An 18324-nucleotide genomic window follows, 5' to 3' on the forward strand; every position below is an offset into this window, starting at 1 on the left:
AATGCCGCGTTTAGCTTTATAAAACTGCGAAAACAAAAAAGGAGCCACTGGCTCCTTTTTTGTTACTTTAAAATCAGATGATTAGAAAGTGTAACCCACACTGACCATATAAACCCATGGGTTAATATCGGTTTCGAATACGTATTGATCAGTGCCCGCGGTGAATTTCACGTCGGTACTAATTTGTGCATACCAAACTGAAGCGTTAACTAACCAGTTTTTATTCACTTGGTAATCTAAACCCACTTGTGCCGCTAAGCCCCAAGAAGTACTCATACTTAAATTACTCAAACCGAGTGATTTACCATGTGCATTAAAATCATTGTCGAAAAAGTTAGTGTAGTTTACGCCAACGCCTACATATGGACGCAATTTAGATTGAGCATCACCAAAATAATATTGAGCCACTAAGGTCGGTGGTAACTGCTTAGTTTCCGCAATTTCACCAACGCCAGGTGCAGGTAATGAAACAGAGTGGCTAAAAGGTGTTGCCGCTAATAATTCGATACCGAAGTTGTCGGTCAACATATAACCGAAGTTCAAGCCTAGCTGCGTATCATTATCGACTGAAAATTCACCTAAAGTTAACACGTTAGCGCTTGACTCATTTGGCGCAACAGTCACAGCACCAGCACGAACAATGATATCGCCCGCTTGATGAGCAGAAACAGAAGCAGAGAAACCAGCGGCTAACAGGGTGGCGGCGATCAGTGTAGAAACAGTAGTTTTATTCATCATCATACTCCATATGTACAACATAGGTTTTTGTTTTACATTACATCCTTAACAATTGACGCCTACACTGCCAGATAAATTCGTTTACCTTATTGATCCAAATCAAGATTAAGTGGTGATACTTATTTTGAGGTATAAACCATGGGATCCGTGTCACGCTATCTAAACATTTATTGATAATGCCAGTTCATTTTTTGTGACTTACCGCATTCATTAGCCACAGCTAAATACCTCCACAAGGAGTAATTGCGTCATCGCGCCGCTTACAAAATGTTTACATCGGTTTTAAGAAAAACTCAGCCTATTGAGGTACAAGCAGGCATAAAAATAGGGAGGAAAAAACTCGACACAGACTTCAATCAAGCCAGGAGTCATCACACTCAAACTCGTTTATCTGGTGAGCTTGATATAGGTTTGAGTCACTAACGGGTGAAGGAGTCTGACGTTAACGACTGATGCTCTTACTCGGCCAAAGTCAGCCGCGGATATTGCGAAAACCAACCCTTTGCGGCAAGGCGCTGCTCAAACACCGCCAACGCGCGCTTGGGATTATGGGTTAACTGCAAGGCAAATAATGAGGTTAAACCGAAGGGAGCGATAAGCTGTAAGCTATCGATGACGGAAGTGGATGGGCTAGGCATTGGTGCAAGGTACACGGCGACGGCAGTTTCCTGTTCTGGCCAATAAGACATCGCATCCTGTGTCGATTGATAGGGGTTGTCGTGATTCTTAAGGTGCATGCGCGCCTGATTTTTTACCGACCAAGGTAACTCTGGCGCCAGAGTTTGCAGGTATGCTTCTATCGCCCTATCCCGCTCGGGACGAGTATCCAAGGGGCAATAGTAAATCAGATCGATATCGTTTAACGGACGCTGCTGAATATCATGCAATTTGTCCCACACCAAATTGCGGACAAACCCCGCCGCCAAGCACCACTGCGGCAAGCTATGCACTTGGGCGCATTGCTGCGCCAATTCAAGTACTCTCATCCGATGCTTATCTTGGCTTAGCCATGTGCGTAATACTGCAGCTAATTCCGTTTCAGTCATGCCTAAAATCCGCGGCTATCTTGGCTAGCACATAAGAATGGACGATCACTGGCCGTCGATTTATGCCATTTGTCATCGTTATTGAAATCGCTATTAGAGATCGTTATTAGCAATACTGCACTTAACCACTTAATGACAAAAAAGCCAATCACCTATTCATTTATTGAAAATCATCTTCCAATAACCACCATATCAACGCCATCGCTATGATAAGACTCATAAAATGAGTCTTATCATCTAGGTTAGTATGGCGATAAGCTTAACCTTATCTTGGACAAACGATACTCACCACAAAATGGCTTAAACCGCGTCGGCTTGGCGCTCTGGCGCCGCATCCGCAAAGGCTGGCAACAGATTACATTCAGCCCATACCCGCATGATATTGGGGTACGGCGTTAAATCCACATTGAAACGCTGGGCGTTGTACACCTGTGGCACTAAACACAGATCCGCCAGCGTCACTTTGTCACCAAAACAATAACGGCCACTATGGCGCGCAAGTTGAGTTTCGAGCGCCGCGAACCCACTCGCCACCCAATGGTGATACCAAGCGGTTTTGGCTTCTTCGTCGACGTTCAGCTTCTGAGTTAAATACTGCAATACCCGCAGGTTATTGAGTGGATGAATTTCACAGGCGATGGTTAACGCCATGGCGCGCACATGGGCACGTTCAAGTGCCGATGCAGGCAGTAGCGGCGTCTTCGGATAAAGCTCGTCCAAATACTCGATAATGGCGAGGGATTGAGATAAGGCATCACCATCCTGCTCATCATCGACCACTAAGGTCGGCACCAGCTCCTGTGGGTTTAGGGCGATATAATCCGCCTTGTGCTGCTCGCCACCATCACGCACTAAATGCACCGACAACTGCTCGGCGCTCACGCCTTTAAGATTGAGGGCAATACGCACACGATAGGCGGCGCTAGAGCGCCAATAACCGTATAGTTTCATCTCACTCTGTCCTTATGTCATCCTGAAAAAAACGGGGCTAAAAGCCCCGTCAATATTATCTGTCACTGTGTAAACACAAAAGCCTTACGCCTTGTACTCAACCACTTTTTGATCGATAGAACCAAAAATAGAGGCGCCATTATCATCAAGCATTTCGATGCGCACTGTGTCACCAAAACGCATAAACGGCGTGCTTGCTTTGCCGTCGGCGATCACTTCGAGCATACGTTTCTCGGCCAAACAGCTTGAGCCGGCACTACGGTCATAGTTAGAAATCGTACCCGAACCGATAATCGCGCCCGCGCCTAATGGACGGGTTTTAGCAACATGAGAAACTAACTGACTGAAGTTAAAGGTCATATCCACACCCGCATTCGGGCGGCCGAATAGTTCGCCATTCAAATGGGTGATAAGCGGTAAATGCACCTTTGAATCTTCCCAGCGGTGGCCTAATTCATCTGGCGTGATGGCGACAGGAGAGAAGCTGCTCGAAGGTTTGGATTGGAAGAAACCAAACCCTTTGGCCAGCTCTGCGGGGATCAGGTTACGCAGTGACACATCGTTCACTAACATCAACAGCTTAATGTGCGCGGTAGCATTTTCAACGCTCACCCCCATAGGCACATCATCGGTGATCACAGCGATTTCTGATTCGAAATCGATGCCCCAGTCTTCACTCGCCAGCGGGATATCCGCCTTTGGCGCGATAAAGCTGTCAGAGCCGCCTTGGTAAAACAGCGGATCGGTCCAGAAGGTTTCAGGCATTTCAGCACCGCGCGCCTTACGGACTAATTCCACATGGTTGACATAGGCGCTACCATCAGCCCACTGGTACGCACGTGGCAAAGGTGATAAACATTTGGCTTCATCGAAGGCTTGCGCGTTCGGTAATTTGCCTTCGTTCAGCGCATCATACAGCTCTTGCAATTGTGGCTTGAGCAGATCCCAACCATCGAGTAATTGTTGCATCGTGTGGGCAATCGCGGGTACGGCAACCGTTTGAGTAAGATCGCGGCTCACTAACATCAGCTGGCCATCACGGCGACCATTGTTATAACTGGCAAGTTTCATATCTGCTCCTGTGCTTCTACGGCTCGGCGTACTGCGCTTTTTATCTATTTATGGTTAGCCGATACGCTCAGCTAACGGGAATGGGTGACAACGAGTGCGGGCAATCTAGCCTTTTTTGACTCGGCGTTAGGGTTTGCTGCGCGTAGAAATACCCGAAGCGACGGCGGATTCCTATAGCGTGAGCAAAATCACATTTCACCCTATCATTTCACATTTTGTAAACTAATCATTACGTTTCATACCCTGCTGCCGCTTGTCACTATTTCGCAGAACGATATGGTGAAAAAGTCGGCAACAAAGTGGAACGATACTGTTACATCCTAAGCTTAAAGCAAGATTACTTTGGCTTGGCTATCTTGTATTCCCTGAGTTTGTTGGCGATGGCCGTGTGGGACACCCCTAATTTTTTCGCCAATTGGCGAGTACTGGGGTAAGCTGGATATAAGCGGCGCAGCAAGCTGGCCTCAAATTGTTTCATCGCGTCATCGAGATTGCCTTCAAAAGCATTATCGAAATAGCCAAAACCTTCGGCGTAGGATGGCAACTTAAGCTGCTCAACGGTCAACTCGCCCGAACCGTCCCACATAGATACCGCCCTGAAGACCGCATTCTTAAGCTGACGCACGTTACCCGGCCAAGCGTAGGTTAAGAGATGATCGCGGCATTGGGCCGAAATTCGTCTCACTGGACTAGAGAGTTGCTGACTGTAGTGCTCGAGGAACATCTCCGTCAGCGGAATGATATCGACTTTGCGCTCACGCAGTGATGGAATATGGTAGCTCAGCACATGGATGCGATAGTACAAATCTTCCCTAAACTCACCGGTTTGACACAACTCGGCTAAGTTTTTCTGGGTCGAGCAGATGATCCGCACATCGGCGCGAACTTCTTCGTCGCCACCAATGCGTCTAAAGGTGCCATCCTGTAATAACCGCAGCAGTTTAACCTGTGCCGCCTTTGACATTTCGGCCACTTCATCGAGGAACACAGTGCCGCCCTTCGCTTCTTCAAAAAAGCCGCGCTTAATCACTTTGCCTTGGCTGACGTAACCAAAGAGTTCCTCTTCGGCGGCGCTATCGGGCAGTGCCGCACAGTTAATGGCGATAAAGGGTTTTTCGCGGCGCATGCTGGCATCATGGCTGGCTCTGGCCATCAGCTCTTTTCCCGTGCCAGTCTCGCCAGTGATTAATAGCGGCGCGTCGAGCTGCGCCATACGGCGAGCTTGTTTCAGCACTTCTTTCATCTTGTCACTGCTGGCTAACACATTTTCAAAGCCCGCGGTTTGATTTTGCAGTGCATTGAATTGTTTACCGACCCGCGCCGGCGATTTAAGCGAGACCACAGCGCCCACAAGGATGGTCTTATCATCCTCATCGGGTAAGTAAATCGGTAACATTTCGGCCAAATATTCGTTTTGGCCGATATTGACCCGCGCCGCCTGCGGCAACACTTGGCTCTCACTGAGCCAACGGCTGAAGTTAAACCCTTGCACCCAATGGTTTAAGGACTCATCGAGCACTTCGTGCTCCCCCATGCCCATGTTGAGTAGCGCCGACTCGTTGACGATACGAATGCGCGCCTTCACGTCGATGGAGAACACTGAGTCAGGGAGGGTTTTGAGTAGGGTTTTTAAGGCGTAGTGTTCCTGCTCCGAAGGCATAAACGACACAGTTCGCACATCGTGAACACTCTCCACTTTGCGGATCTGCGGCATCAAGGCACTTAAGGTATCAAAACTGACCTCGGCAAATTGCAGGTAGAGAAAGCCCTGGTTACTGGCATCGATGGCGATGAGATTAATGCCATAACGTTCTAACACGACTAAGATGTCTTTCGCTAAACCCACGCGATCTTGACAGCTAACTTCCAAGCGCATAATGACTGATATTCCCTATTTTGATTCGAATTTTGGGATAAACCGTGCAGAGCTATTATCTCGAGGTTAATGCCCTTAGGCTTGGCCTCGTAAGACATTCGTTTGATGATGCCTCTATAGTTTACGCAAACGTAAAAGGCAGGATAAGTAGCTGGGCGTGTATACGTTAGAAGGTTACGCTCAAAGTGGCAAGTCTAGTTTACAGCGTATTTGTAACAGGAAGAAAAAATCAGCGCCTAAATACAATTAAAGCGCTGATTTTAAAATTGAATTTTTTAATCTAACAACTGGTCGGTCTTGGCTGCCATGATGAAGTCATTCTTATGCAGCCCCTTGATTGAGTGTGACCACCAAGTCACAGTCACCTTGCCCCACTCGGTTAAAATGCCTGGGTGGTGGAATTCTTCTTCGGCCAGATCCGCTAACTTATTGGTAAACGCCATCGCTAACTTAAAGTTTTTAAACTTGTAAACCCGTTCCAGTTGCATGATGCCATCACGCACTTGCACGCCCCAATCGGGGATCATGCGGATAAGTTCGGCCAATTCTGCATCGGTCACTTTCGGCGCATCGGCTTGGCAAGCTTCACATTTCATTTGGGTTAACGCTGTCATACATACTCCTCTTGGCAACATTAGGGGATCAATCCGTTGCAATTATTACGCTTTATTCAATTCGTTTTTAGTGGTCAGCCATTAGCTGGCTTTCTTGGTCTTGGGCGGATACTTAGGGGCAAATAAGCCTAACTGACGCGCCTTAGCCACATAGGCCATGATGTCCATCTTGGCTATTTCATCCAGCATATCAATATGTTCAATCACATAATAAATCGGCTGCATAATATCGATACGGTAAGGCGTGCGTAGCACATCTAAGAGATCGAAGGGCTTACGCTCCGGCACTTGGCTTTCCATGGCATACAAGGTTTCGCCGGGAGAGCTTAAAATACCGCCGCCGTAGATACACAATGCGCCATCTTGAGGTTTGAGCAAGCCAAACTCGACGGTAAACCAATACAGGCGCGCCAAAAAGACGCGGTCTTCCTTGCTGGCATTTAAGCCCAATTGACCATAGATATGGGAAAAATGGGCGAAAGAAGGATTGGTCAGCAAGGGGCAATGGCCAAAGATCTCATGGAAAATATCCGGCTCTTGCAGATAATCAAACTCTTCCTTGCGACGAATAAAGGTCGCAACTGGAAATTCCTTGTTGGCCAATAGCTCAAAGAAGCGGCCAAAGGAAATCAAAGCTGGTACGGCCGCGGTTTTCCATCCAGTCGTGGCCTGCAAGACTTTATCAATCTCAGCCAATTGTGGAATGCGGTCCTTCGGCATCGCCAAGGCATCGAGCCCTTGGAGATATTCCTTACAGGCACGCCCCGGTAGGTTTACCGCTTGGCGAGCATACAATTGGCTCCAAATATCATGTTCTTCCTGCGGGTAATGGATAAACCCAGAATCATCTGCACTTCGCGCAACATAGGGCGCAGTGTGCGCTATCTCTTTAGTCATAAAATTCACTTCATGGCTGACGCTAATGCCTCCATAGTGATCTAAGCCTCGATTTTTGTTAACTCCCTCACAGTTTATTGTTCATGCGACAATGTGACGCAAACGTAAAGCAAATATTACAAGGCGATTAAATCCTTGGTCATTCCAAACCGGATCTGAGTTAGACCGGTAGCAAACCTTGACACTGCCGCTCAAAAATGACGACGATAGACTGATAATATGCAGAAAAACCGACAAATTTCGGTGTTTGCAAATGGCTTTTCTGCGTGGGTCATTTACAATATTGCCCAATAACCGCCTCTCCTTAATCTGAAGGTTCGCAATGAAACAACATCAAATTCGTAAAGCCGTTATTCCCGTCGCTGGACTTGGCACTCGTATGCTTCCTGCGACCAAAGCAATTCCTAAGGAAATGCTGCCTGTTGTTGATAAACCATTGATCCAATATGTGGTTAGTGAAGCCATTGATGCGGGGATCAAAGAAATTGTCCTCGTGACCCACGCCAGTAAAAACTCTATCGAAAACCATTTCGACACCAGTTTTGAATTAGAGGCGCAATTAGAGCGCCGCGTGAAGCGTCAATTACTCGAAGCGGTACAATCCATTTGCCCGAAAGACGTGACTGTGATCAGCGTGCGCCAATCCCAAGCCAAAGGCTTAGGTCATGCGATTTTATGTGCGAAATCCGTCGTCGGTGATGCGCCTTTCGCCGTGTTACTGCCGGATGTGATTATCGATGATGCCAGCTGCAACCTGAAAACCGACAACTTGGCCGCCATGGTGAGCCTGTTTGATGAAACCCAAGTGGGCCAAATCATGGTTGAAGGCGTGCCACATCATCTAGTGAACCAATACGGTATTGCGGATGTGAATGGCCACGATCTACAGCCTGGCGAATCAGAGCCATTGGTCGAACTCGTTGAAAAACCACCGGTTGACGAAGCACCGTCTAACTTAGCCGTAGTGGGTCGTTACGTATTGCCCGCAGCCATTTGGCCACTGCTCGCTAAAACCCCAGCAGGCGCGGGTGATGAAATCCAATTAACTGACGCCATTGCAATGTTAATGAAGCAAGAAACCGTAAACGCTTACTACATGCAAGGTAAGAGTCATGATTGCGGTAACAAGCAAGGCTATATGCGCGCTAACGTAGAATACGCCCTGCGCCACAGCGAAATCGGTGAAGATTTTGCTCAATATTTAAAAACAGTAGTAAAAGGAATTAAATAATGACGATTTTAGTGACCGGAGGCGCCGGTTATATCGGCACTCATACCGTAGTGGAATTACTCAATGCGGGGAACGAAGTGATTGTTTTAGACAATCTGTCTAATTCAAGCATCGAAGCCCTTAACCGTGTCGAGCGCATTACCGGTAAATCGGTCACCTTTTACCAAGGCGATATTCTCAATAAGGCCTTACTGCAGAAAGTCTTTAGCGACCATAACATCGATGCCGTTATCCATTTTGCAGGATTAAAAGCCGTTGGCGAGTCAGTTACTAAACCGCTGAAATACTATGAGAATAACGTGACTGGCACCTTAATTCTTTGCCAAGTGATGGCAGAGTTTAAGGTGAAAAATCTCGTCTTTAGTTCTTCTGCTACTGTGTATGGCGACCCTGCCAGCCTGCCGATTACCGAAGATTTTCCAACGGGTGCCACTAACCCATACGGTCAGTCTAAATTGATGGTGGAGCATATACTGGCGGATTTACACCATAGCGATCCGAGTTGGAATATCGCCCGTTTACGTTACTTCAACCCTGTTGGCGCCCATGCCAGCGGCTTGATTGGCGAAGATCCTAACGATATTCCAAATAACTTGATGCCATTTATCGCGCAGGTTGCGGTCGGTAAACGCGAAGCGTTAAGTGTGTTTGGTAATGATTACCCAACCCACGATGGTACAGGCGTTCGCGACTATATCCATGTGGTGGATTTAGCCCTTGGACACCTCAAGGCCCTTGAAAAACTGGCCACCAAACCAGGACTTGTCACCTATAACCTAGGCACAGGCCAAGGCTACAGTGTGCTCGATATGGTCAAGGCCTTTGAAAAGGCTTGTGGTAAGTCGATTGCCTATCAAATTGCTCCGCGCCGTCCGGGTGACATTGCCGCCTGTTATGCAAACCCAGATCATGCTAAAACCGATCTGGGCTGGCAGGCGACTCACAGCCTAGAGGATATGGCGAACAGCAGTTGGCATTGGCAATCTACCAATCCAAATGGTTATAAAGGCTAATCATCTAAATGGCTTGTGGTAACTCCCAAGCCATTTTTATTATCCCTTATCACAATTAAACTCAGTAATACCTATGACAGAAAGCATCAATCACAGCCGCCGTAATCTCTTTAGCCGCCGTAAATCCTCGGCAATTCGACCGCCTTGGGTACGTGAAGGCATTGAGTTTACTGACATCTGTACCCGATGCTCAGCCTGTATCAACGCCTGTGAAACTAAGATTATCTTCAAGGGAGATGGCGGCTTTCCCGAAGTCTCCTTTAAGGACAATGAGTGCACTTTTTGTCGCCAATGTGCCAGCGTCTGTCCGGAAGAACAGCTCTTTGATCTGAACCAATCCCCATGGCAACACAAAGCCGTAGTACAAGATAACTGCTTAACATATCAGGGTATTTGGTGCCAAAGTTGTAAAGATGCCTGTGAGCCTCGCGCCATTGGTTTTACCTTAAGCGTGGGTAATGCCCCAATGCCGAAAATTGATACAGCACTCTGCACGGGCTGTGGAGCCTGTGTCGCCCCCTGCCCGAGCCAAGCCATCAGTATTAAGCCTGTAGAATAACCTTATGCCGTGAGTGTTACTGGGCTTCACGGCGTATTTAGGTTACTATCTCGCGCTCTAACCCTTCTCCAATTACCTAGGTTTCCTATTACCATGTTTGGCAAAAAATTTACCTTTACCCGAAGCGCTTCCCCAGCACTGAGTTTTATCGCCGAAGGGACTAAGCTTACGGGCAATATCGAATTTGCCGGAGATGTATTGATAGGCGGTGACGTACAAGGGCAAATCTTATCGCAGGCCAATGTCATTGTTGAGCGCACAGGAAACCTCCACTGCGAGGTCAAATGCCGCGAGCTGATTATCGATGGCTATTTTAAAGGTCGCCTGATTTGCGAGCGCTTAGTCATCCAAGCCCATGGTATTGTCGATGGCGATGTGGCTTGCACCTCGATGCAGATCAGTGAAGGGGGTCAGTTTATTGGATTAAGGATTAAAGAAGACCATCAGACTATCCATGCCCATAGCCTGCCGTCTGCAGCCTCAAGCAGCACGCGAATCACCCCTGTGCCGACATTGTCGCCCGAGCAGGAATAACGCTCTCCTTCGCTAATGAGTGCTCACAGCCAATCGAGATGATGACCCTTTAACCAAGTAAAGACTTTTACTGGCAAGTCAGCGCGGTCAGCACCGCCATCATTGTCCACTTGAGCAAACAATCGTTAAGTAATTGTTAATTTAACGAGTAAGATCACAGTTACGCCGTACGGCAACTGCTAACCTAGCCTACCAGCAATGCATTTCGTGCATGATTTCTGCCGCTTAACAAAGTGTCCCCATGTGTCTTGCGAATAGGAGCACAGGGCCATTGCAGACTAAGACTCATACAAGGCGAGACCAAATGAGCAACCCATTACTAAAACAAATCTGCGAACTGGATGTCTTCACCTTATTGGTATTTAAAAGCATTTTTTATAACGGACACGCAAATAGTGCCGCCAAGGCGCTCAATGTGTCGGCGCCTAAAATTAGCCGCTGCCTGAATGCGCTTCGTCTCACCTTTAACGATGAGCTGTTTTATCGCCGTCAACAGGGCTTGAAACCGACGCCCCTCGCCGAAAGTTTGTATGTCGCCATTTGCCAATTTACTGATTCGGTGTACTACCTAGAGCAATCGGCACTACAAATTCAAAATGCGGCTAATCATGTTGAGCGGCCGCTACATATCGCCGCAAGTAATGGATTATTAAGCTTTTTAGCGCCGCAGCTCAGTACACCCGAGGCGATAAGTGAACTAGGCCAAGTTAGGTTACATAAATGGCAGGAAAACAGTCCTGAGTTAATCCACGCAGGAGAATTAGACTTTGGCATCACCATAGAGCAGACCGACACTAAGGAGCTCAGCGTCTCCCGCTTAGGCTGTATTTCCAATGTCTATGTGGTGGCCTCAAAGCAGCATCCCCTGTGGGAAAGCCAACTGGAAATCAGCTTAGAACAAATCTGCCGCTATGCCTTTTTGTGCCTCGAACTTAAAGGATTCAATAGCCGAATTGACCCACTCGAACTGTTTTGCCAACGCCAAGGGCTGCTGTTGCCATCGATTGAAAGGGTGATCGATCGGGAAGAATGGTACGCCCATTTACTCACCATGCAGAGCGTCGCCTTCTGCTCGAGTATCGATATGCATACCGCCAAACATATGCCTGGATTGAAGTTGGCGCCGCTGCCCGTTTCTGAGCAGCAGCGCCTGCATGACACTCTTATGCCGCCGCAGTATTTTCTCATCGAAAAGCCCCGCAGCCACAGGCGCTATAGTCAAAATCAATGTGAATTAGTGGTCAGTTCATTATTAACCGCACTGACCGCACAGGCACCACAAGCTGCTAGCCCACACGCGGCTCAATAGCGCTTACAAAATAGCAATTCAGATAGAACCCAACACCCTAAAGCATGGACGCTTTTTACTGTTAACCATTCGATGTTAACCAAATGCATCGACTGTTAACTAACGGCATTTCGAGCCGGATTTTACCCCACATGCCCTAATCGCCCAGCTCGAAAAATGCGGTGTTCTTGACTCTTTTGTACTTCTTACCGAGAGTCATAAAAAGCCATACATACAAGTTTCAACAGTCTCCTCCGTGAAAATTAATCGAAAATTAATCCGATTAAATCACTCAAAATAAAAACAAAATTTTGCTGCGCAGCTCATGTTTTTAGCATCGAATTCTAAATTGAGAAATATTCAATTTCACAATATAGAATTGCCGTTTTGCTGTGTTAAATCATCGTTCACATATCGGATACAAACTTATAAATACCACTTTATAAGTAGGTGAATCGACCTATAGTAGAGTCACTGCACACGCAGTCTTATAGAAAGAAAAAGGGACGCGATGATGAAAAACTACAATAAATCTCTACTGGCACTAGCACTCACTAGTGCCTTATGTTTAACCGCCTGCGGGGACGGCAAAGACGGGCAAGATGGTGCCCCCGGCACACCAGGTACTCCTGGAACGCCAGGTACGCCTGGCACACCTGGTTTACCCGCTGGCTCGTTTGCTAAAACCGCTGAATCTATAACCGATCTGAAATTTACCCTCAGCCCTGCAGACATTAAAGTCACTAGCAGCGAAGGCTTTAGTGTCAAATTCACCTTAACCGGAAAAAGCTCTGGCAAAGATGTGCCCTTTATGGGACTCGACAAAATTGCTCTTTATTCATTAACGGCGAATGAAAACACCTCGGGTACAGGCGCTCCCATTCAGTGGCAAAACAATGCCATGGCAAACAATGCGGGCAGCTCATTAACTTGTACACTCAATGGCCTAAACGGCACTAAGAATGCGTGTACCTTAACCGAAGATACCGAAAACCCAGGCACTTACACTGCCACTTGGACCTATGATGGCGCTGCGCCCATCATCAATCCAAACGATAATCCAAATGCGGTGCACAGAGTCTTCGTTCGCGCTTACAACATTGTCAACACGGCTGGCGTAGCCTTGTCAGATAAAGTGCTCTCGGTACCTGTTGATTTTATCCCTGCCACCGATGAGCTTGCCGCATCAGGCAAAGACACAGTATCGAGCGCTGCATGTAAAAACTGTCACGGTGAAGTGGACGGCCATATCGCTAAGATTGAAGCCCACCACAACTACCAAGACGTTAAAAACTGCGTAACCTGCCATAACCCAGACCAAGTCCCAAGCGATGCGCAACTCGCAGAAGGTTGGGTATTCGATTTCGCGCCGATGATCCACCGTATCCATGCCGGTGAACACAATGCAGACTACCTGTCTGGCGAAGCGAAAGAATACTTCGGTGAAATTGGTTTCCCATCAGACTTGAAAGAATGCAAATCCTGTCACGATGGTGCACCAAGCTATAACACCAATATCTATGCTCAGGCTTGCGTGGGTTGTCATATCAATGTCAACTTCGCAACCGGTGAAAACCACTCAGAATTTGGTTTAGCTCAAGCCGATGACACTCAATGTAAATCCTGCCATGGCAGCGGTAGCTTAACGCCAGAAGCGGTTCACAGTGTCGGTAAACGTGCTGAATACGGCCCATTAATGACGGTCGACTTTACCAGTGCAACGCTAGGTACTTCAGCAACATTAGGTATGCAAACTCTGACATTGAAAGCCAATGTCACACTCAATGGCGCACCTATTGCCGATGGTACTAGCCTAAAAACCTACAATGCCACCAGCAACCCAACAGGTATGTTTGCGGCAAACGGTCTGCTGCTAGGTAATGTCGCTACAGATGGTACTGTGTACTCATGGCGCGATGTTAAACCTACAGCCATCAGTCTGAAACTGGAAAACGGTACCCTATCAGGTGGTGTATTAACCTTCGTGAAAGATATTCCAGATGCACAAGCAACTGGCACTATCTATGTTGGTTCTGAAGCCAACTTCTGTGCGAAAGCAGGTAAAGCGGTGAGCTGTAATACCGACGGACTTGAATATGGCCCAACTAGCCCTGTAGGTAACATTTCTGCGGTTAAATTCTTCAACTTAAGCGGTGGCACTCCAGCCGTAGCTCGTATGAAGGATCCAGCACGGATTACCGTTGAAGAAGCAAAATGTAACGCTTGTCATGGCAGCTTGGACTATGCGAAAGGCTACAGACACGGGGTTTACACCTTCGATCAATGTATGAACTGTCACAACGATACCACTGGCGCTTCTGGCCATGGTGCAACAGGCTACAAAGGCGAAGATGGTAAGTTAGTCGTTAACCCTGATGTAACCTTCAACAACAAAGATCTGTTCACCGTGGCTCACCGTTTCCACAGTGGTAACTTTGGTGTTGTCGAAGGCATCTTCCGCAATGCAGCTGGCGAACTTGAAGGTTATCCATCACCTGAAACCGCATGTTCAGCCTGTCACAAAGATGGTGCAACGCTGTTCGCAGCTGATGGTGGCTTAACTTCTGGCAAACGTTCTATCAAAGTGGGCAGCAACTACATTAGCCCTGTGGCTGAATCCTGCCGCACCTGTCACGCTCACTCAGATGCAGCAGCAGTGGCTCACTTTAGAAGTAATGGTGCGATTGTAGAAGCGGATGCAGTAACTGATCCTAACCTACCAGTAGAATCATGCGCGACCTGCCATGCTGAAGGTAAAACCTATGGCATAGATAAGGTACACGCAGAGGTAGCACACTAGTACTAGTACCTCCGGGTTGCCCCCTGCACAACCCGAACTTCCTCTCTGCAACTTATTGGGGCTCCTTCGGAGCCCCTTTTTTATCGGTACTTTTAATGAGTTGTGGCATCAACTTGAGTCGCACTTTGTGCGATACGTTGCCTTAAGAGCTTAATAAATTCTCTCGGGTCACGGTCTAAACTGTCGTGGGGAATATAGAGATGGTAGCCAAGATGAGTATTGAGCATCACGCAGCGATGACCAAACATCGCCAACACGCCGCGGTAACGGTCTCCCTCGATAACGAGCGGGCTAAATTCGGCGCCAAGATAGGTTTCTAAGGTCGCCAAATCTTCCTGCTGTGAGGCTGCAGTCACCAATAACGGCCGCTGCTCAGTCAATAAACCCGCCGCAAGGCGCAATGAAATATTATCGAGGATCGGATTTAGCTGCTTGAGCTTAATGCCAATATAGGAAAGCTCAATAGTATCAACACCCTGAGTAACTCGAGGAATATCTACCCGTTGAATGTTGCTCCAGTTTATTGCAACTTTACCGCGGCGATGAAAATAGATCAGTCCCAGCTCATCCATGCTCAAGGTGGTCTCAGGTTCATAGACCTTCGCCAAGCCCAATATCAACGCAATCGCACCTAGGCTGAAAAACACTAAGCCCACGGCAAATAGCTCAGGAAGTAGTACAAATAGGCCAAAGCCTAAGACAAAGGCACTGGCGCCCACAATCGTTAAGGTTACACCATTACGTTTTGAGAGCGGGCGAACCGAGACAACATCGGACTCTAGCGTCATATTTTTATTCCTGTTTAATCCAGAGCCATAAACGGCCTATGTATTCATGTATCGCCCGTTGCGAAGCGAGCAAGTTATCCGCAGTCAAGCGCCAGTAGAAACCGTCTCTGGCTCTAAAATCCGTCGGTGCGGCGCTCGCCGTTAATCCTTGACCGCTAAAAATCGCCATCGACCTTGGCATATGGGAAGCCGAGGTCACTAATCGTACAGCTTGATTACCGAAGTGTTCTTTAAAATAGTGCGCCTCTTCAATTGTGTCGCGCGGCAGAGGCAATTGAACGATACGTGACGCATCAACGCCGAGTTCAACCGCCGCCTTGGCCATCACTTCGGCATGGGGATGCTGCGTTAGCTCACCCTCCCAACCACTGACCACTAAAATGCAATCTTGACCTAATTGGAGTTGCCTTAGCCCTTCCGTTAACCGCGCTAAGGCGACCGCAGACAAAGATTGTACCGCAGTAGCACCTGGGATATCCGAGTGTGCTGACCCCAACACCATGACCACACAGGTACCCGCAATAGGCGTGGAATTAATGGGATATTGAGTCTCGAGCGGTTTAACGAGATAGTCGACACTCAATTGACTGCTGAGCACTAAGAGCAGCGAAAACGCACCGCCAATCGCCCACTTTGCTAACCTAGGTTTGCGCCAAACCAACAAAGATAGCAGTAATAACAACAGGATAAATGGAATAGGCATTATTGCCTGAGAGACAACTTTCTTAACCCAAAACATGCGTTAGTGCCCAATTATTCAAAGGAGCGCAATCATAACATCAAAAGAAAGCAAAACGCATCGCCAAGGCGATGCGTTGTCACGAGGGAAAACATAATGTTACTGGGTTATTTTTCCCATAACCAAGCGGCGCCGCGCACACCCGAAGAGCAGCCATAAAGGTTCTGTACGACAGGCGTTCGACACTCTCTTCCCACAACATAACGAGTTAATAATGCAGGTAATCGTGGATAAATCGCCTCAATATTAGACATGCCACCACCGAGGACAATCGCATCTGGGTCGAGCATATTAATCACATGGGCGAGTGAGCGCGCGAGTCTATCCATGTAACGATCAAAGGCCGCGATGGCCATTTCATCCCCCGCATCGACTAAGGCCATGATCTCAGTGCCGGATTTCGCGGGCGCAGCCTGGACATTCACCGCACGGCTTAGGGCCTCGTTATAATCGCGAACAAAGCCAGTGCCCGAAATAAAGGTTTCGATACAATCGGGATTACCGCAGAAACAACGGGTAGTATTAAACTCCTCCTTGGTCATCCAAGGCAGCGGATTATGGCCCCACTCACCGCCAATGCCATTACCGCCCGCGTGGACTTTGCCGTTAATGGCCACACCCGCGCCGCAGCCCGTGCCAATGATCACCCCAAACACCACGGATTTACCCGCAGCAGCACCATCGACGGCCTCAGATACCGCAAAACAGTTGGCATCGTTAGCAACCCGAACTTCGCGGCCGAGCAGTTCCCCTAAATTCACATCGAGGGGATGACCGTTGATCCAGGTCGAGTTGGCATTTTTGACTAATCCTGAATAGGGAGAAATGACTCCCGGGATCCCCACACCAACCGTGCCCTTTTCACCTAAGGTCGCTTCGGCCTCATTCACTAAATCGACGATGGCATTCAGGGTGCCCTGATAATCCCGAGGGGTATTGATACGCTTACGAAAAAGTTCATTACCTTCCTCACTTAAGGCGACGAGTTCTATTTTTGTGCCACCTAAATCGATGCCCATGCGTATCATGAATGACTTACTCCACTGTTATTCGACCAAGACGTCAGTACAGACGCCCTTGGCATTATTCGTTATTCTGCCCAGCCTGGCGCCGTGGCAATAAAATAAGGGTTTAATATGTCAGGTTTTTGATTGTAGGTTAAGGGTAAACCTGAGTCATAACACACAACTTTGCCGCCTGCGCTTTCCAGCACAGCCTGCGCGGCTGCCGTATCCCATTCGCTCGTAGGCCCTAATCTGGGATAGAGATCGGCCTTGCCCTCTGCCAACATACAAAACTTCAGCGAGCTTCCCACGCTTAACATCTCGTGTTGACCGAAATCCTTTAAATATTCCGCCACATCAGGGCTTAGATGCGAACGACTGCCCACAACAATTGGCACTTCTCTTGGCGGGTTACAGCCCTGTAGCACCAGCTCTTGTTGCCCATCCTGTCGCCAAGCGCCTAAGTGTTTGGCGCCAAAATAGACAGTATTGAGCACGGGCGCATAAACCACACCCGCAATAGCAACACCTTGATGGATAAGCGCAATATTGACGGTAAACTCACCATTTCGCTTAATAAATTCCTTAGTGCCATCCAAAGGGTCAATCAGCCAATAGGTCTGCCAGTGTTGACGTTCATCCCAGGCAATATCAGCCGCCTCTTCCGACATCACGGGAATGCCCGCAAATTGCTCGGTAAGCTGGGCTAAAATAACTTTGTGAGCCGCCAAATCAGCCGCCGTCACCGGGCTCTCATCACGCTTTTGCGTAACGGCAAAATCCTCTTGGGCATAAATTGCCATGATGGCGTCGCCTGCCGCATGGGCAATCTTTACCACCCGCAGTAAATCGGCCTTCGAAAAATGCGCTGCCATCGCTGTATTATCTGTCACTTAGCCACCTGTATTCGATTTGCTTTTCGGCATTATGCCACTGGCAGCAATTGATAATTAAGAACAAATTCATCATACATCGAGCAAAATCGACTAAGGCACTGACAAATTCTGTCAGGCGCAAGGCTTACGCCACGGGCATAAACGCTAAATAAGTCGAGTCTAAGCCAAGCCGAATACGCTGAAAAGAGTCATTGCCTAGGCTGCATTCGTATTCACAGCCTTGAAAACACTGCAAAGAGGAGAAAGAAAACGGCGGAGTAAGATGAAGCCACTTGAAGC

Annotated in this window: 17 protein-coding genes; 6 read left to right on the forward strand and 11 right to left on the reverse strand. The window is 48.0% G+C overall.

Annotated elements, in window-relative coordinates; genetic code table 11:
• Window positions 1–81: 81 nt before the first annotated feature.
• From ompW to phhA, 7 genes are all read right to left on the reverse strand, one after another.
• The gene (gene ompW, locus N7386_RS14530; protein ID WP_164717871.1) at window positions 82–738 is read right to left on the reverse strand and encodes an outer membrane protein OmpW; all 657 of its coding nucleotides are present in this window, start codon (window positions 736–738) and stop codon (window positions 82–84) included.
• Between the two features lie 458 nt (window positions 739–1196).
• Window positions 1197–1784: a nucleotidyltransferase family protein gene (locus tag N7386_RS14535; protein ID WP_126511614.1), complete on the reverse strand. Its 588-nt coding sequence runs from the start codon at window positions 1782–1784 to the stop codon at window positions 1197–1199.
• 300 nt (window positions 1785–2084) lie between these two features.
• A complete protein-coding gene (maiA, locus tag N7386_RS14540) occupies window positions 2085–2735 on the reverse strand; it encodes a maleylacetoacetate isomerase (RefSeq protein WP_086902396.1) in 651 nt (216 codons plus the stop codon).
• A gap of 84 nt (window positions 2736–2819) precedes the next feature.
• On the reverse strand, window positions 2820–3806 hold the full coding sequence (locus N7386_RS14545; protein WP_011717657.1) for a fumarylacetoacetate hydrolase family protein: 987 nt from the start codon (window positions 3804–3806) through the stop codon (window positions 2820–2822).
• 337 nt (window positions 3807–4143) lie between these two features.
• Window positions 4144–5682: a transcriptional regulator TyrR gene (gene tyrR / locus N7386_RS14550; RefSeq protein ID WP_011717658.1), complete on the reverse strand. Its 1539-nt coding sequence runs from the start codon at window positions 5680–5682 to the stop codon at window positions 4144–4146.
• 275 nt (window positions 5683–5957) lie between these two features.
• The gene (locus tag N7386_RS14555; protein ID WP_069454624.1) at window positions 5958–6296 is read right to left on the reverse strand and encodes a 4a-hydroxytetrahydrobiopterin dehydratase; all 339 of its coding nucleotides are present in this window, start codon (window positions 6294–6296) and stop codon (window positions 5958–5960) included.
• 81 nt (window positions 6297–6377) lie between these two features.
• On the reverse strand, window positions 6378–7193 hold the full coding sequence (phhA, locus tag N7386_RS14560; RefSeq protein WP_126511617.1) for a phenylalanine 4-monooxygenase: 816 nt from the start codon (window positions 7191–7193) through the stop codon (window positions 6378–6380).
• Between the two features lie 322 nt (window positions 7194–7515).
• Here phhA and galU point away from each other — a divergent pair, with 322 nt between their 5' ends.
• The 6 genes from galU (at window position 7516) to N7386_RS14590 (ending at window position 14618) form a co-directional block, all read left to right on the forward strand.
• Entirely contained in the window at window positions 7516–8424 is a 909-nt protein-coding gene (gene galU, locus N7386_RS14565) for a UTP--glucose-1-phosphate uridylyltransferase GalU (protein ID WP_011717661.1), read from the forward strand.
• A complete protein-coding gene (gene galE / locus N7386_RS14570) occupies window positions 8424–9437 on the forward strand; it encodes a UDP-glucose 4-epimerase GalE (RefSeq protein WP_086902393.1) in 1014 nt (337 codons plus the stop codon). The genes galU and galE overlap by 1 nt, the downstream gene beginning before the upstream one ends.
• 73 nt (window positions 9438–9510) lie before the next feature.
• Window positions 9511–9996: a ferredoxin-type protein NapF gene (gene napF, locus N7386_RS14575; protein ID WP_086902392.1), complete on the forward strand. Its 486-nt coding sequence runs from the start codon at window positions 9511–9513 to the stop codon at window positions 9994–9996.
• Window positions 9997–10089: 93 nt separating this feature from the next.
• Window positions 10090–10530: a polymer-forming cytoskeletal protein gene (locus tag N7386_RS14580; RefSeq protein ID WP_086902391.1), complete on the forward strand. Its 441-nt coding sequence runs from the start codon at window positions 10090–10092 to the stop codon at window positions 10528–10530.
• Between the two features lie 304 nt (window positions 10531–10834).
• Window positions 10835–11839, forward strand: coding sequence for a LysR family transcriptional regulator (locus N7386_RS14585; RefSeq protein WP_279769325.1), 1005 nt, complete (start codon window positions 10835–10837; stop codon window positions 11837–11839).
• A gap of 490 nt (window positions 11840–12329) precedes the next feature.
• Window positions 12330–14618 carry an OmcA/MtrC family decaheme c-type cytochrome gene (locus N7386_RS14590; RefSeq protein ID WP_089067430.1) on the forward strand — a complete coding sequence of 763 codons (2289 nt, stop codon included), beginning with the start codon at window positions 12330–12332 and terminating at the stop codon, window positions 14616–14618.
• 92 nt (window positions 14619–14710) lie between these two features.
• Here the strand turns inward: N7386_RS14590 and N7386_RS14595 are convergent, their stop codons facing one another.
• From N7386_RS14595 to cysQ, 4 genes are all read right to left on the reverse strand, one after another.
• The gene (locus tag N7386_RS14595) at window positions 14711–15406 is read right to left on the reverse strand and encodes a DUF2982 domain-containing protein (protein ID WP_279769328.1); all 696 of its coding nucleotides are present in this window, start codon (window positions 15404–15406) and stop codon (window positions 14711–14713) included.
• Between the two features lie 4 nt (window positions 15407–15410).
• On the reverse strand, window positions 15411–16109 hold the full coding sequence (locus N7386_RS14600; RefSeq protein ID WP_279769330.1) for a YdcF family protein: 699 nt from the start codon (window positions 16107–16109) through the stop codon (window positions 15411–15413).
• Window positions 16110–16252: 143 nt separating this feature from the next.
• A complete protein-coding gene (gene mak, locus N7386_RS14605; RefSeq protein ID WP_011623368.1) occupies window positions 16253–17173 on the reverse strand; it encodes a fructokinase in 921 nt (306 codons plus the stop codon).
• Window positions 17174–17235: 62 nt separating this feature from the next.
• Window positions 17236–18042, reverse strand: coding sequence for a 3'(2'),5'-bisphosphate nucleotidase CysQ (gene cysQ, locus N7386_RS14610; RefSeq protein WP_279769332.1), 807 nt, complete (start codon window positions 18040–18042; stop codon window positions 17236–17238).
• Window positions 18043–18324 lie beyond the last annotated feature (282 nt).

It is taken from the genome of Shewanella sp. GD04112 (genome assembly GCF_029835735.1).
GTDB lineage: Bacteria > Pseudomonadota > Gammaproteobacteria > Enterobacterales > Shewanellaceae > Shewanella.

Coding starts and splice junctions, on each gene's coding strand:
- ompW (WP_164717871.1), bottom strand. CDS start 738: ATGATGAATAAAACTACTGTTTCTACACTGATCGCCGCCACCCTGTTA.
- N7386_RS14535 (WP_126511614.1), bottom strand. CDS start 1,784: ATGACTGAAACGGAATTAGCTGCAGTATTACGCACATGGCTAAGCCAA.
- maiA (WP_086902396.1), bottom strand. CDS start 2,735: ATGAAACTATACGGTTATTGGCGCTCTAGCGCCGCCTATCGTGTGCGT.
- N7386_RS14545 (WP_011717657.1), bottom strand. CDS start 3,806: ATGAAACTTGCCAGTTATAACAATGGTCGCCGTGATGGCCAGCTGATG.
- tyrR (WP_011717658.1), bottom strand. CDS start 5,682: ATGCGCTTGGAAGTTAGCTGTCAAGATCGCGTGGGTTTAGCGAAAGAC.
- N7386_RS14555 (WP_069454624.1), bottom strand. CDS start 6,296: ATGACAGCGTTAACCCAAATGAAATGTGAAGCTTGCCAAGCCGATGCG.
- phhA (WP_126511617.1), bottom strand. CDS start 7,193: ATGACTAAAGAGATAGCGCACACTGCGCCCTATGTTGCGCGAAGTGCA.
- galU (WP_011717661.1), top strand. CDS start 7,516: ATGAAACAACATCAAATTCGTAAAGCCGTTATTCCCGTCGCTGGACTT.
- galE (WP_086902393.1), top strand. CDS start 8,424: ATGACGATTTTAGTGACCGGAGGCGCCGGTTATATCGGCACTCATACC.
- napF (WP_086902392.1), top strand. CDS start 9,511: ATGACAGAAAGCATCAATCACAGCCGCCGTAATCTCTTTAGCCGCCGT.
- N7386_RS14580 (WP_086902391.1), top strand. CDS start 10,090: ATGTTTGGCAAAAAATTTACCTTTACCCGAAGCGCTTCCCCAGCACTG.
- N7386_RS14585 (WP_279769325.1), top strand. CDS start 10,835: ATGAGCAACCCATTACTAAAACAAATCTGCGAACTGGATGTCTTCACC.
- N7386_RS14590 (WP_089067430.1), top strand. CDS start 12,330: ATGATGAAAAACTACAATAAATCTCTACTGGCACTAGCACTCACTAGT.
- N7386_RS14595 (WP_279769328.1), bottom strand. CDS start 15,406: ATGACGCTAGAGTCCGATGTTGTCTCGGTTCGCCCGCTCTCAAAACGT.
- N7386_RS14600 (WP_279769330.1), bottom strand. CDS start 16,109: ATGCCTATTCCATTTATCCTGTTGTTATTACTGCTATCTTTGTTGGTT.
- mak (WP_011623368.1), bottom strand. CDS start 17,173: ATGATACGCATGGGCATCGATTTAGGTGGCACAAAAATAGAACTCGTC.